Source organism: Pseudomonas sp. GW822-FHT01E03 (assembly GCF_058802985.1).
In genome coordinates this window covers 1-13,300 of the sequence record NZ_JBXAOQ010000008.1, presented here as the reverse complement: position 1 = coordinate 13,300, position 13,300 = coordinate 1, and the positions used below count along the sequence as shown (strand labels likewise).

The 13,300-nt window shown below is 61.4% G+C and carries 11 protein-coding genes and 1 tRNA gene; all 12 read left to right on the top strand.

The window, feature by feature from the left end:
- Positions 1-43: 43 nt before the first annotated feature.
- The 12 genes from AC1RP7_RS17115 to AC1RP7_RS17060 all read left to right on the top strand — a co-directional run bounded on the left by AC1RP7_RS17115 (position 44) and on the right by AC1RP7_RS17060 (position 13,299).
- Positions 44-1,054 carry an aspartate-semialdehyde dehydrogenase gene (locus tag AC1RP7_RS17115; protein ID WP_429521219.1) on the top strand — a complete coding sequence of 337 codons (1,011 nt, stop codon included), beginning with the start codon at positions 44-46 and terminating at the stop codon, positions 1,052-1,054.
- 206 nt (positions 1,055-1,260) lie between these two features.
- Complete coding sequence (locus tag AC1RP7_RS17110; protein ID WP_493181874.1) at positions 1,261-3,870, top strand: motility hub landmark protein FimV; 2,610 nt, start codon at positions 1,261-1,263, stop codon at positions 3,868-3,870.
- 280 nt (positions 3,871-4,150) lie between these two features.
- Positions 4,151-4,975: a tRNA pseudouridine(38-40) synthase TruA gene (truA, locus tag AC1RP7_RS17105; protein ID WP_032829430.1), complete on the top strand. Its 825-nt coding sequence runs from the start codon at positions 4,151-4,153 to the stop codon at positions 4,973-4,975.
- Between the two features lie 63 nt (positions 4,976-5,038).
- Positions 5,039-5,665: a phosphoribosylanthranilate isomerase gene (locus AC1RP7_RS17100; RefSeq protein ID WP_150812503.1), complete on the top strand. Its 627-nt coding sequence runs from the start codon at positions 5,039-5,041 to the stop codon at positions 5,663-5,665.
- 191 nt (positions 5,666-5,856) lie between these two features.
- Positions 5,857-6,777 carry an acetyl-CoA carboxylase, carboxyltransferase subunit beta gene (gene accD, locus AC1RP7_RS17095; RefSeq protein WP_008047319.1) on the top strand — a complete coding sequence of 307 codons (921 nt, stop codon included), beginning with the start codon at positions 5,857-5,859 and terminating at the stop codon, positions 6,775-6,777.
- Entirely contained in the window at positions 6,774-8,081 is a 1,308-nt protein-coding gene (gene folC, locus AC1RP7_RS17090; RefSeq protein ID WP_154860612.1) for a bifunctional tetrahydrofolate synthase/dihydrofolate synthase, read from the top strand. Before accD ends, folC begins: the two co-directional genes overlap by 4 nt.
- Complete coding sequence (locus tag AC1RP7_RS17085) at positions 8,065-8,733, top strand: SPOR domain-containing protein (protein ID WP_057715569.1); 669 nt, start codon at positions 8,065-8,067, stop codon at positions 8,731-8,733. Before folC ends, AC1RP7_RS17085 begins: the two co-directional genes overlap by 17 nt.
- Positions 8,734-8,831: 98 nt before the next feature.
- On the top strand, positions 8,832-9,392 hold the full coding sequence (locus AC1RP7_RS17080) for a CvpA family protein (protein ID WP_007975669.1): 561 nt from the start codon (positions 8,832-8,834) through the stop codon (positions 9,390-9,392).
- Positions 9,393-9,433: 41 nt separating this feature from the next.
- On the top strand, positions 9,434-10,939 hold the full coding sequence (gene purF / locus AC1RP7_RS17075) for an amidophosphoribosyltransferase (protein WP_007975670.1): 1,506 nt from the start codon (positions 9,434-9,436) through the stop codon (positions 10,937-10,939).
- Positions 10,940-11,020: 81 nt separating this feature from the next.
- Entirely contained in the window at positions 11,021-12,232 is a 1,212-nt protein-coding gene (locus AC1RP7_RS17070; RefSeq protein WP_057715568.1) for an O-succinylhomoserine sulfhydrylase, read from the top strand.
- Positions 12,229-13,005 carry an SDR family oxidoreductase gene (locus AC1RP7_RS17065; protein ID WP_090454230.1) on the top strand — a complete coding sequence of 259 codons (777 nt, stop codon included), beginning with the start codon at positions 12,229-12,231 and terminating at the stop codon, positions 13,003-13,005. Before AC1RP7_RS17070 ends, AC1RP7_RS17065 begins: the two co-directional genes overlap by 4 nt.
- Positions 13,006-13,223: 218 nt before the next feature.
- A tRNA-Val gene (locus AC1RP7_RS17060) sits at positions 13,224-13,299 on the top strand.
- The last annotated feature ends 1 nt before the right edge of the window (position 13,300 follow it).

Below are 13,300 nucleotides of genomic sequence, written 5' to 3'. Positions count from 1 at the left end.
CCGGTAAAGTGCCGCTCCCCCCGTTTCGCCAGAGGTAAAACCCATGAGCCAGACCATTGATATTGCCGTGATCGGCGCCACCGGTACTGTCGGCGAAACACTTGTGCAGATTCTCGAAGAGCGCGATTTCCCGATCGGCAACCTGCACCTGTTGGCCAGCAGCGAGTCGGCCGGCAGTTCGGTGCCGTTTCGCGGCAAGAACGTGCGGGTGCGGGAAGTCGATCAGTTCGACTTCAGCAAGGTGCAGTTGGCATTCTTTGCCGCCGGCCCGGCGGTTTCGTTGAGTTTCGCTTCCCGCGCGAGCGATGCCGGTTGCTCGGTTATCGATCTCTCCGGTGCCCTGCCGGCCGAAAAGGCGCCACAGGTTGTGCCTGAAGCCAATGCCCAGGTGTTGGCCGGCTTGAACAAACCCTTTCAGGTCAGCAGTCCAAGCCCGTCGGCCACCACGCTGGCGGTGGTGCTGGCGCCACTGATGGATTTGCTTGATTTGCAGCGCATCAGCCTGACCGCCAGCCTGGCGGTGTCGGCCCAGGGCCGCGAAGCCGTGAGCGAGCTCGCCCGGCAAACCGCCGAGCTGCTGAATGTGCGGCCGCTGGAACCGAAATTCTTTGATCGGCAGATGGCCTTCAACCTGTTGGCCCAGGTCGGTAAACCGGATGAGCAAGGTCATACGCTGCTGGAAAAACGCCTGGTGCGTGAGCTGCGCCAGGTCATGGCGCGGCCTTCATTGAAGATTTCCGTCACTTGCATTCAAGCCCCGGTGTTTTTTGGCGATAGCTATAGCGTGACCCTGCAGTCCGCGAGTGAAATCGACCTGGGGAAAGTCAATGCGGCCCTGGAAGACGCTCCCGGCATCGAACTGGTGGAAGCCGGCGACTACCCGACCCCGGTGGGCGATGCGGTAGGCCAGGATGTGGTCTACGTTGGTCGGGTTCGCCATGGTATTGACGACACGTCGGAACTTAATCTGTGGCTGACGTCAGATAACGTACGCAAAGGCGCGGCGCTCAACGCTGTGCAGCTGGCCGAGTTGTTGATAAAAGACCTGCTGTAAAAGATACTTTGCAACAATTTGTCGAATGATTCCGCGCGAGCCTATGCTTGCCGGAGTGCTGAAGGCAGAGCCACTCTGCGGGGCTTTGCCGGGCATCAATGAAATGACCGCGCGCGACGACCCTCGCCGTTGCGTGCAATGCCTTACGGCAGCGACTATCAATACCTTCTCGCTGGCCGAGGAATGTTCAAACTAAGGATGAGCTAATGGTTCAAGTTCGCAAACTGGTGTTAGCAATAGCGGCCGCCTCGGCGCTGTCCTCCGGTATGGCGCATGCCCTCGGGCTCGGGGAGTTGACCCTGAAATCGACGCTCAACCAGCCGCTGGTAGCGGAAATCGAGCTGCTCGATGTCAAGGATCTCACCGCCGCCGAAGTGGTACCAAGCCTGGCCTCACCAGACGATTTCGCCAAGGCCGGTGTCGACCGCCAGGCGTTTCTCAACGACTTGACCTTCACCCCGGTGCTCAACGCCAGCGGCAAAAGCATTCTGCGCGTGACCTCCAGCAAGCCACTTTCCGAACCCATGGTGAAGTTTCTGGTTCAGGTCATGTGGCCGAACGGCCGCTTGCTGCGCGACTACAGTGTGCTGCTCGATCCGTCCAAATTCTCGCCGCAAACCGCTGAAGCGGCTGCACAGTCGACGTCGACGGTTGCCGCGCCCGTCACCGGTGCGACCAAACCGTCCCAATACACCACCACGCCGCGCGATACCCTGTGGGAAATCGCCGCAAAGGCGCGTAATGGCGGTTCGATCCAGCAAACCATGCTGGCCATCCAGGCGTTGAACCCGGATGCCTTTATCGACGGCAACATCAATCGCCTGAAAACCGGCCAGGTGCTGCGCATGCCGGACCAGGCGCAGAGCACTGGCCTGCCGCAAGCCAAGGCCATTGCCGAAGTGGCCGCACAGAACAAGGCCTGGCGCCAGGGTCGCCGCTATGTGGCAAAACCCGGGGCAGGGCAGCAACAGCTCGACGCCACCAATCGCGCTCGTACCGAGGGTGCTCCGGCGCAAGCGGCCACCGACAAGTTGAGCCTGGTGTCTGCCGAGTCCGGCAAGAACCCTGGCAAAGGGGCTGCCGGAGATGCCAAGGCCCTCAGCAACAAGCTGGCGGTGACTCAGGAAAGCCTCGACACCAGTCGTCGTGATAACGCCGAACTGAAAAGCCGCATGGCCGATCTGCAAAGCCAGGTGGACAAGCTGCAGCGCCTGCTCGAGTTGAAGAACAATCAACTGGCCAAGTTGCAAACCGAGGGCTCTGCAGCTGCACCGGCGGCTGCGACAGCGCCGGCAATGTCGGCCGAGCTGGCTGCCAGCCCGGAGGCAGCGCCTGCACCGGTTGCCGCTGCGCCTGCCCCTGAGGCAACGCCCGCGCCAGCCGAGAAGCCCGTCGAGGCGACACCGGCGGCATCTGACGATCAGAAGTTCAATGAATTGCTGACCAATCCGCTGCTGCTGGGCCTGGTGGGCGGCGGTGCGGTGATTCTCCTGCTCCTGCTGCTGTTGCTGGCGCGTCGACGCAAAGCCCAGCAAGCAGCCGAGAAACATCTGCGCATGGCCCGTGCCTTGGCCGAAGATCAGCCATTCTCGGCCGATCTCGACTTGCCGGAAAGCAGCTTCGAGGGTCTGGAAGTTCCGCCGCCGAGCGTGAAACTGGCGACCGCCCCGACGCCTGCTCCCGCGCCAGCGCCGGTGGTTGCTCCGGTGGTGATGACCACGCCGATCGCCGCGCCATTGGTGGCGCCGGCTGCCGAGCGTTCCGACGACGTGCTGGGTCAGGCTCAGTCGCACATCAATGCCGGTCGCCTGAACCAGGCCGCCGCGTTGCTGGAGGACGGCGTCAAGCAAGAGCCCAAGCGCAGCGACCTGCGCTTGAAACTGATGGAAGTCTACGGCCAGCAAGGCGACCGCGATGCGTTCGTCGGCCAGGAGCGTCAGTTGGTGGCCAATGGCGACAACTTCGCCCAGGTTGAAAAGCTCAAAAGTCGCTTCCCGGCCATGGCGCTGGTGGCTGCCGGTGGCATCGCCGCAGCCGCCGTTGCTGCCGAGCTGGACGCGCAATACGTCAAGGAGCTGTTGCTCGATGAGCCGCAAGCACCGGCGCCAGAACCAGAACCGGCACCGTTCGAGGATGACCTCGACAGCGCCTTCGACCTGAGCCTGGATGATCTGGACGCGATTACGCCTTTGGCGCCTGCACCTGCACCTGCAGCGGAGCCTGAAGTGGCGGCGTTGCCAGACCTTGGTGAGTTCCCGCTGGACGACGATCTGAGCTTTGAGTCGGTGTTGCAGCAGCAGACTGAAATCAAGGAAAACCTCGACGATTTGTCGGACTTCGACCTCGACCTGGATCTCGGTGCGCAACCGTCGCCGGCGATGCTGGCTGAAGACGATTTCCTGCTGGATCTGGATGAGGGCGTGAAGGATTTCCCGGTTGCCGAAACCCCGGCTGTTCCTGAGGTCGCGCTGGATGATCTGGAGTTGCCGGCCGATTTCGATCTGTCGCTGGCCGAGGAACTGGACGCGCCGGATGCGTTCGCGGCAGAGCTGGATGATGTCAATGCCGAACTGGAGAGCTTGTCCAACAGCATCGGTGAGCCGACCTTTACCGAAGCTGATGCCGCGCTGGATGGCGATGATGACTTCGACTTCCTCTCGGGCACTGACGAAGCCGCTACCAAGCTCGATCTGGCTCAGGCCTATATCGACATGGGCGACAGCGACGGTGCTCGCGACATCCTCAATGAGGTGGTCAGCGAAGGCAGTGCCGAGCAGAAGAGTGAAGCCGAGGAGATGCTTTCGCGCCTGGCTTGATTGATCGGCAGGTTGAAAAAAAGCGGCAGCCCATTGAGGCTGCCGTTTTTGTTTGGCTCATTAATTGATGTTGTTTGCTTGGGCCTCATCGCGGGCAAGCCCGCTCCCACAGAGATTTATGTCGTTCACAAAACCTGTGGGAGCGGGCTTGCCCGCGATGAGGCCGGAACAGTCAATGGAGAACTCTCTGGCATCCCCGCCCGGCGGCCTTATAATGCCCGCCTTTGGTACATCATCAGGCTGTCCCTCCTTGGCAAATATAGATAACCCGGCCGCCGAAATGGCAGCCGACGGCTTTTTCCGGATCGCGCTGGGCGTCGAATACAAAGGCTCGCGCTACCGCGGCTGGCAGCGCCAGGCGTCCGGGGTGCTCACCGTGCAGGAAACCCTCGAAAACGCCTTGTCCAAAGTCGCCGATTCGCCCGTTTCGCTGATGTGCGCCGGGCGTACCGACGCCGGGGTGCATGCCTGCGGACAGGTGGTGCATTTCGACACTCAGGTCGAGCGCTCGATGAAGGCCTGGACCATGGGTGCCAACATCAACTTGCCCCATGACGTCAGTGTCAGTTGGGCCAAGGTCATGCCGGCGCACTTCCATGCTCGGTTCAAGGCCATTGCCCGGCGTTATCGCTACGTGATCTACAACGATCAGATCCGCCCGGCGCACTTGAACGAAGAGGTGACCTGGAACCACCGTCCGCTGGACGTCGAGCGCATGGCCGAGGCCGCCCAGTACCTGCTCGGCACCCATGATTTCAGTGCTTTTCGCGCCGGTCAGTGCCAGGCCAAGTCGCCGATCAAGGAATTGCATCACCTGCGCGTTACCCGTCACGGCAAGATGATCGTGCTGGATATTCGCGCCAGCGCCTTCCTGCATCATATGGTGCGCAACATTGCCGGTGTGCTGATGACCATTGGTGCCGGAGAGCGTCCGGTGGAGTGGATGAAAGAGGTGCTGGAGAGCCGGATTCGACGGACCGGTGGCGTGACCGCGCATCCATTCGGCTTGTATCTGGTTCAGGTCGAGTACCGTGACGAGTTCGAGTTGCCCGAGCGCTACATCGGTCCGCACTTCCTGACCGGCTTCTCGGAACTTGGCGGCTGACGCCCTCGAACGCTTTTGTTACCATCCGGGACTTTCCCGGATTTGTCTTGGAGTTGTATCGACATGTCAGCCGTTCGCAGCAAGATCTGTGGGATTACCCGCATAGAGGATGCGTTGGCAGCCGTCGAGGCCGGGGCGGATGCCATCGGATTCGTGTTCTACGCCAAAAGCCCCCGTGCGGTGACGGTTCAGCAGGCGCGCTCGATCATCAAGGCGCTGCCGCCGTTCGTGACCACCGTGGGCCTGTTCGTCAATGCCAGCCGTTGCGAGCTGGGGGAAATCCTCGACGCCGTACCGCTGGACCTGTTGCAGTTCCATGGCGACGAAACCGCCGCTGAATGCGAAGGCTGGCACCGGCCGTACATCAAGGCGCTACGGGTCAAGGCGGGTGATGACATCGCCGCGGCCTGCGATGCTTATGCAAGTGCCAGTGGAATCCTTCTCGACACTTATGTCGAAGGCGTTCCCGGAGGAACCGGTGAGGCATTCGACTGGTCACTGATACCGCAAGGCCTGAGCAAGCCGGTCATTCTGGCGGGCGGTCTGACGCCGGATAACGTCGCCGAGGCGGTTGCGCGCGTTCGGCCTTACGCCGTGGATGTCAGTGGCGGGGTAGAGGCGAGCAAGGGCATCAAGGATCACGCAAAGATTCAGGCATTTATCAAAGCGGTACGCGGTAGCACCCGTTGATGTGACGGCTGGCAGTCTGCCGCCGTCCACTGCACTGTACAAAACGGCTGAGGGTCATGGGGTGGTACGCAGGTCACGTTTCGCTGACCCGGCCATTCACTGATCATCGCCGCACACATGAATTTAGCGCTAGGGCATACACGGGGCCGCGAACCAGAGCGTTCGGGCCGCCGGTACTGGAGAAAGAAAGCATGAGCAACTGGTTAGTAGACAAACTGATCCCTTCGATCATGCGTTCCGAGGTCAAGAAGAGCTCGGTGCCTGAAGGTCTTTGGCACAAATGCCCGTCTTGCGAGGCTGTGCTGTATCGTCCGGAGCTGGAAAAGACCCTGGACGTTTGCCCCAAGTGCAACCATCACATGCGTATCGGCGCCCGCGCCCGTATCGACATCTTCCTCGATGTTGAAGGCCGTGCCGAGCTGGGTGCAGACCTGGAACCGGTTGACCGTCTGAAATTCCGCGACGGCAAGAAGTACAAGGACCGCCTGACCGCTGCACAAAAGCAGACTGGCGAAAAAGACGCACTGGTTTCCATGAGCGGCACTTTGCTGGGCATGCCGGTCGTGGTTTCGGCGTTCGAATTTTCCTTCATGGGCGGTTCGATGGGCGCCATCGTCGGTGAGCGTTTCGTTCGCGCCGCCAACTACGCCCTGGAAAAACGTTGCCCGATGATCTGCTTCGCCGCTTCCGGCGGTGCGCGGATGCAGGAAGCGCTGATTTCCCTGATGCAAATGGCCAAGACCTCCGCGGTGCTGGCCCGTCTGCGTGAAGAAGGCATCCCGTTCATCTCCGTGTTGACCGACCCGGTCTACGGCGGCGTTTCCGCCAGTCTGGCGATGCTGGGCGACGTGATTGTCGGCGAGCCGAAGGCGTTGATCGGTTTTGCCGGTCCGCGTGTGATCGAGCAAACCGTGCGCGAGAAACTGCCGGAAGGCTTCCAGCGCAGCGAGTTCCTGCTGGAGCACGGTGCCATCGACATGATCATCGACCGTCAGGAGCTGCGTCCGCGTCTGGGCAACCTGCTGGCGCAAATGATGGGCCTGCCGACGCCGAAGTTCGTTGCTGCCCCTATCGAGCCGATCGTGGTTCCACCGGTACCCGCCAGCCTATGACCCAACGTACCCTTGGCGAATGGCTCGCCTACCTTGAACAGTTGCACCCTTCAGCCATCGACATGGGCCTGGAGCGGTCGCAGCAGGTAGCGTCCCGTATGGGACTGGGCAAGCCGGCACCTCGGGTGATCACGGTCACCGGGACCAACGGCAAGGGTTCCACCTGTGCGTTCGTGGCGTCCTTGCTGCGGGCCCAGGGCTTGAAAGTGGGGGTCTACAACTCCCCGCACCTGCTGCGTTACAACGAGCGGGTAACAGTCAATGGCGTCGAAGCCACGGATGCCGAGCTGTGCGAGGCCTTTGCCGCGGTAGAGGCCGGGCGCGGCGACACTTCCCTGACTTACTTCGAAATGGGCACCCTGGCGGCATTCTGGCTGTTCCAGCGCTCCGGGCTCGATGCAGTGGTGCTGGAAGTCGGTCTGGGCGGTCGCCTGGACACGGTCAACGTGGTGGACGCCGACATGGCGCTGGTCACCAGTATCGGTGTCGATCATGCGGATTACCTCGGTGATACCCGGGAGTCCGTGGCCTTCGAGAAGGCCGGTATTTTCCGTCAGGGCGCGCCTGCGCTCTGCGGCGATCTGAATCCTCCACAACCTCTGCTGGACAAGGCGCGCGAGCTCAATTGCCCGTTTTTCCTGCGTGGGCGCGATTTTGACCTCGGTGTGACCGATCACAACTGGCAATGGCGCGGTGTCGATGGGCAAGGACGCGCGGTGGAGCTGCGCGACCTGCCACTGCTCGATCTACCGATGGAAAACGCCGCGCTGGCGTTGCAGGCTTACCTGCTGCTCGGCTTGCCTTGGGCGGATGCGCAGATTATCGAGGCGCTACGGGCCACCCGGGTGGTCGGTCGCCTGGATCGCCGTGAGTTCGAGTGGCAAGGCAAGCGCTTGAATCTATTGCTGGATGTGGGGCATAACCCCCATGCGGCGGAGTATCTGGCTCGTCGCCTGGCCAGCCGCCCGCCGGTCGGCAAGCGTCTGGCGGTGTTCGGGTTGCTGGCGGACAAAGACCTGGGTGGTGTTGTCGGCGAATTGAATGCTAGTGTCCAGCACTGGGCTGTCGCACCTCTGGATTCGCCTCGGGCGCGTTCGGTTGCGGATTTGCACGCCGCGTTGCAAGGTCTTGGTGCGTCGGTCACGTCATACGACAGTGTCGCGGCCGCCCTGGAAGGGCAGTGCGCGCAGGCCACGAGCGACGACGAAATCCTGTTGTTCGGATCATTTTATTGTGTCGCCGAGGCCCTTGAATGGCTGGCCCGGCGCTCCACGGAGGAAGCGGCAAATGGCATTGCTGGATAAGGCATACAAGCAGCGCATGGTTGGCGCCCTGGTGTTGGTCGCGCTGGCGGTGATTTTTCTGCCGATGCTGTTTTCCCGCCAGGACGAACAGCGCCAGGTGACGGTCGAAGCGCCCGCGGCTCCGCAAGCGCCGGCGATGCCCCAGGTACAGGTCGAGCCCGTGGCGGTGCCTGAGCCGCAAGCCCTGCCTCAGGAACCCGTGCCGAGCGATGACGAAATCGCCCAGCAGGAATCGGCGGTGCCAGCTGTTCCGGTGGCTCCAGCGCCTGCGGTTCCAGCGCCAGCAGCCAAGCCGGCTGCACCCGCGCCGGTCCCGGCTTTGGCGGCTAAGCCTGCAACGGCGCCTGCCCAGCCGATCACCGCGGCGCCGGGCAAGCCGGACACCACGCAAAGCCGTGTCGATGCCAATGGTTTGTCTGTCAGCTGGTCGGTGCAACTGGCCAGCCTGTCGAACCGTGAAAGCGCGGAAAAACTTCAGAAAACCCTGCGCAGCCAGGGTTACAACGCCTACATCCGTACCGCCGACGGCAAAAACCGGGTGTTTGTCGGGCCGCTGATCGAGCGTGCCGAAGCCGACCGGCTGCGTGACTTGCTCAACCGCCAGCAGAACCTCAAGGGGTTTGTGGTGCGCTTTCAACCGGAACGTGGCTAAAACTATCGCCCCGATATGAAATGCACTGACAATCGCAGCTTACCGATAAGCATGGGCTCTGCTAAAATGCGCCGCCTTATCCGTCTGTAGGCTGCACTGTGCCATTTACCTGGGTTGACTGGGCGATCGTTGCAATCGTCGCCATCTCCGCATTGATCAGTCTGAGCCGCGGCTTCGTCAAGGAAGCACTGTCGCTGTTGACCTGGATCATCGCAGGAGTCGTAGCCTGGATGTTCGGTGGCTCACTGTCCGAGTACCTCGGCGGGTACATTCAAACGCCATCGGCACGTATAATAACGGGCTGTGCCATCATGTTTGTCGCCACTTTAATCGTAGGCGCAATGATCAATTATCTTATCGGCGAACTGGTTCGCGTCACCGGGCTCTCCGGGACCGACCGATTCCTCGGCATGGCCTTCGGCGCCGCCCGTGGCGGGTTGCTGGTGGTTATCGCCGTCGGGCTGTTGAGCCTGGGGCCGGTACAGCAGGACGGGTGGTGGAAAGAGTCACAGCTCGTGCCAAAATTTCTATTGGTTGCAGACTGGTCCAAAAACCTGATCCTCGGGTGGAGCAGTCAGTGGCTTGCCAGCGGAATCAGCGTACCCGCTGATATTCCGTTCAAGGAGCAACTCTTGCCGATGGCCAAAACGCCTCAGTGAGTAGTGCTCAGTTCAGATCCATTAAGTAGGGGTTGCGTCGCATGTGTGGCATCGTCGGTATCGTCGGTAAGTCGAACGTCAATCAGGCGCTGTATGACGCGCTAACCGTCCTCCAGCACCGCGGCCAGGACGCTGCCGGTATCGTGACCAGCCATGATGGCCGGTTATTCCTGCGCAAGGACAACGGCCTGGTGCGTGACGTGTTCCAGCAACGTCACATGCAGCGCCTGGTCGGTCACATGGGTATTGGCCATGTGCGTTATCCAACCGCGGGCAGCTCGACGTCGGCTGAAGCTCAACCGTTTTACGTCAACTCGCCTTACGGCATCACCCTGGCGCACAACGGTAACCTGACCAATGTTGAACAACTGGCCAAGGAGATTTACGAATCTGACCTGCGCCACGTCAACACCAGTTCCGATTCGGAAGTACTGCTCAACGTGTTCGCGCACGAACTGGCCCAGCGCGGCAAGTTGCAGCCGACCGAAGAAGACGTTTTCGCCGCCGTCACCGACGTGCACAACCGTTGCGTCGGTGGTTATGCCGTCGTAGCGATGATCACCGGCTACGGCATCGTCGGTTTCCGCGACCCGCACGGCATCCGCCCGATCGTTTTCGGCCAGCGTCACACCGACGAAGGCGTCGAGTACATGATCGCCTCGGAAAGCGTTTCCCTGGACGTGCTCGGCTTCACCCTGATTCGCGACCTGGCACCGGGCGAAGCTGTCTACATCACTGAAGAGGGCAAGCTGTACACCCGTCAGTGCGCGACCAACCCGTCCCTGACCCCGTGCATCTTCGAACACGTCTACCTGGCGCGTCCGGACTCGATCATCGATGGCGTTTCGGTGTACAAGGCCCGTCTGCGCATGGGCGAGAAACTCGCCGAGAAGATCCTGCGCGAGCGTCCGGATCACGACATCGACGTGGTCATCCCGATTCCGGACACCAGCCGGACCGCCGCGCTGGAGCTGGCGAACCACCTGGGCGTGAAGTTCCGCGAAGGCTTCGTGAAGAACCGCTACATCGGTCGGACCTTCATCATGCCGGGCCAGGCCGCGCGGAAAAAATCCGTACGCCAGAAGCTCAACGCCATCGAGCTGGAATTCCGCGGCAAGAACGTGATGCTGGTGGACGATTCCATCGTTCGCGGTACCACTTGCAAGCAGATCATCCAGATGGCCCGCGAAGCCGGCGCCAAGAACGTTTACTTCTGCTCCGCGGCGCCAGCGGTTCGCTACCCGAACGTCTACGGCATCGACATGCCGAGCGCTCACGAGCTGATCGCCCACAACCGTTCGACCCAGGACGTGGCAGACCTGATCGGCGCCGACTGGCTGATCTATCAGGACTTGCCTGACTTGATCGAAGCGGTCGGGGGCGGCAAGATCAAGATCGACAAGTTCGATTGCGCGGTGTTCGACGGCCAGTACGTCACCGGCGACGTCGACGAGGCTTATCTGAACAAGATCGAGCAGGCACGCAACGATGCCTCCAAGGTCAAGACGCAGGCAGTCAGTGCGATCATCGATCTGTACAACAACTGAGTAACTACCGGCCCTGAGGGGCCGGTTTTGTATCTGGCAAAAAGACTTTTATCTATCAAGAGCAAGGCAAGGAGTGACAGCATGAGTCAGGATTGGGATGCCGGTCGGCTGGACAGCGACCTCGAAGGCGTAGCGTTCGATACCCTGGCCGTACGTGCCGGTCAGCACCGTACGCCGGAAGGTGAGCACGGTGATCCGATGTTCTTCACTTCCAGCTATGTATTCCGTACCGCCGCCGATGCCGCCGCGCGTTTTGCCGGCGAAGTGCCGGGCAACGTCTACTCGCGCTACACCAACCCGACTGTGCGTGCCTTTGAAGAGCGCATTGCCGCGCTGGAAAGCGCCGAGCAGGCCGTGGCCACCGCGACCGGCATGGCCGCGATCATGGCGGTGGTGATGAGCCTGTGCAGCGCCGGCGATCACGTGCTGGTGTCGCGTAGCGTATTTGGCTCGACCATCAGCCTGTTCGAGAAGTACTTCAAGCGTTTCGGTATCGAAGTCGATTACGTGCCCTTGGCGGACTTGTCCGGCTGGGACGCGGCAATCAAGGCCAACACCAAATTGCTGTTCGTCGAATCGCCGTCCAACCCGCTGGCCGAGTTGGTGGACATTGCCGAACTGGCGAAAATCGCTCACGCCAAAGGCGCGATGCTGGTGGTCGATAACTGCTTCTGCACCCCGGCGCTGCAACAGCCGCTGAAAATGGGCGCGGACATCGTCGTGCACTCGGCCACCAAATTCATCGACGGCCAGGGTCGTTGCATGGGCGGTGTCGTGGCCGGTCGCGGCGAGCAGATGAAAGAGGTGGTTGGTTTCTTGCGCACCGCCGGGCCGACCCTGAGCCCGTTCAACGCCTGGATCTTCCTCAAGGGCCTGGAAACTTTGAACCTGCGGATGAAGGCCCATTGCGCCAACGCCCAACAACTGGCCGAGTGGCTGGAGCAGCAGGACGGTATCGAGAAAGTCCATTACGCCGGCCTCAAGAGCCATCCGCAGCACGAACTGGCGCTGCGCCAGCAGAAGGGCTTCGGTGCGGTCGTCAGTTTTGAGGTCAAGGGCGGCAAAGAGGGCGCCTGGCGCTTTATCGACGCCACGCGCCTGATTTCGATCACCGCCAACCTGGGTGACAGCAAAACCACCATCACCCATCCGAGCACCACCTCCCATGGTCGCCTGGCGCCGCAAGAGCGTGAAGCGGCGGGTATTCGTGACAGCCTGATCCGCGTTGCGGTCGGCCTGGAAGACGTGGCGGACCTGCAAGCCGATCTGGCGCGCGGCCTGGCTGCGTTGTGATCGAGTTGTCTGCGCCGACCACCGGCTCAAATGGCCGCGTAGCGCTGGTGACCGGTGCTGCGCGGGGCATTGGCCTGGGGATTTCGGCCTGGCTGATCAGCGAAGGCTGGCAAGTCGTGCTGACGGATCTGGATCGGGAGCGGGGTTCGAAAGTGGCGAAAGTGCTGGGCGACAACGCCTGGTTCATCGCCATGGATGTCTCCAACGAGGGGCAAGTCGCGCTGGGCGTAGCCGAGGTGCTCGGTCAGTTCGGGCGCCTGGATGCGCTGGTATGCAATGCAGCGGTTGCCGATCCGCACAACATCACCCTGGAAAGCCTCGACCTGGCTCACTGGAATCGGGTGTTGGCGGTGAACCTCAGTGGGCCGATGTTGCTGGCCAAGCACTGTGCACCGTACCTGCGCGCTCACAGCGGCGCCATCGTCAATCTGGCCTCGACCCGCGCCGGGCAGTCGGAGCCCGACACAGAGGCCTATGCGGCGAGCAAGGGCGGTTTGTTGGCCCTGACGCATGCGTTGGCCATCAGCCTTGGCCCGGAGATCCGGGTCAATGCCGTCAGTCCTGGCTGGATCGATGCGCGCGACCCCTCGGTGCAACGTGCCGAACCCTTGACCGAGGCCGATCATGCCCAGCATCCGGCGGGCAGGGTGGGGAAGGTCGAGGATGTCGCGGCGATGGTGGCCTGGCTGCTGTCGAGGAATGCCGGATTTGTCACCGGCCAGGAATTCGTGGTCGATGGCGGCATGACCAAGAAGATGATTTACAGCGAGTAAGCTCCGGGATTGATGTTGAATGTGCTGCTTTCGCGAGCAAGTCGAATCGTCGCACCGCCGCTCCCACATTTGGAATGCATTCCCCTGTGGGAGCGGGCTTGCTCGCGAAAGCGCACTTGCTGCACATACATAATTTTGTCTTTTTCAGAAAAACTTCAATCCTGCTATTGACTTAGGTTCGCTACCTGCGTAAATTTCGCGGCCTCGGAGATGCAAACGGGTGATTAGCTCAGCTGGGAGAGCGTCTGCCTTACAAGCAGAATGTCGGCGGTTCGATCCCGTCATCACCCACCAC

Coding starts and splice junctions, on each gene's coding strand:
- AC1RP7_RS17115 (WP_429521219.1), top strand. CDS start 44: ATGAGCCAGACCATTGATATTGCCGTGATCGGCGCCACCGGTACTGTC.
- AC1RP7_RS17110 (WP_493181874.1), top strand. CDS start 1,261: ATGGTTCAAGTTCGCAAACTGGTGTTAGCAATAGCGGCCGCCTCGGCG.
- truA (WP_032829430.1), top strand. CDS start 4,151: ATGGCAGCCGACGGCTTTTTCCGGATCGCGCTGGGCGTCGAATACAAA.
- AC1RP7_RS17100 (WP_150812503.1), top strand. CDS start 5,039: ATGTCAGCCGTTCGCAGCAAGATCTGTGGGATTACCCGCATAGAGGAT.
- accD (WP_008047319.1), top strand. CDS start 5,857: ATGAGCAACTGGTTAGTAGACAAACTGATCCCTTCGATCATGCGTTCC.
- folC (WP_154860612.1), top strand. CDS start 6,774: ATGACCCAACGTACCCTTGGCGAATGGCTCGCCTACCTTGAACAGTTG.
- AC1RP7_RS17085 (WP_057715569.1), top strand. CDS start 8,065: ATGGCATTGCTGGATAAGGCATACAAGCAGCGCATGGTTGGCGCCCTG.
- purF (WP_007975670.1), top strand. CDS start 9,434: ATGTGTGGCATCGTCGGTATCGTCGGTAAGTCGAACGTCAATCAGGCG.
- AC1RP7_RS17070 (WP_057715568.1), top strand. CDS start 11,021: ATGAGTCAGGATTGGGATGCCGGTCGGCTGGACAGCGACCTCGAAGGC.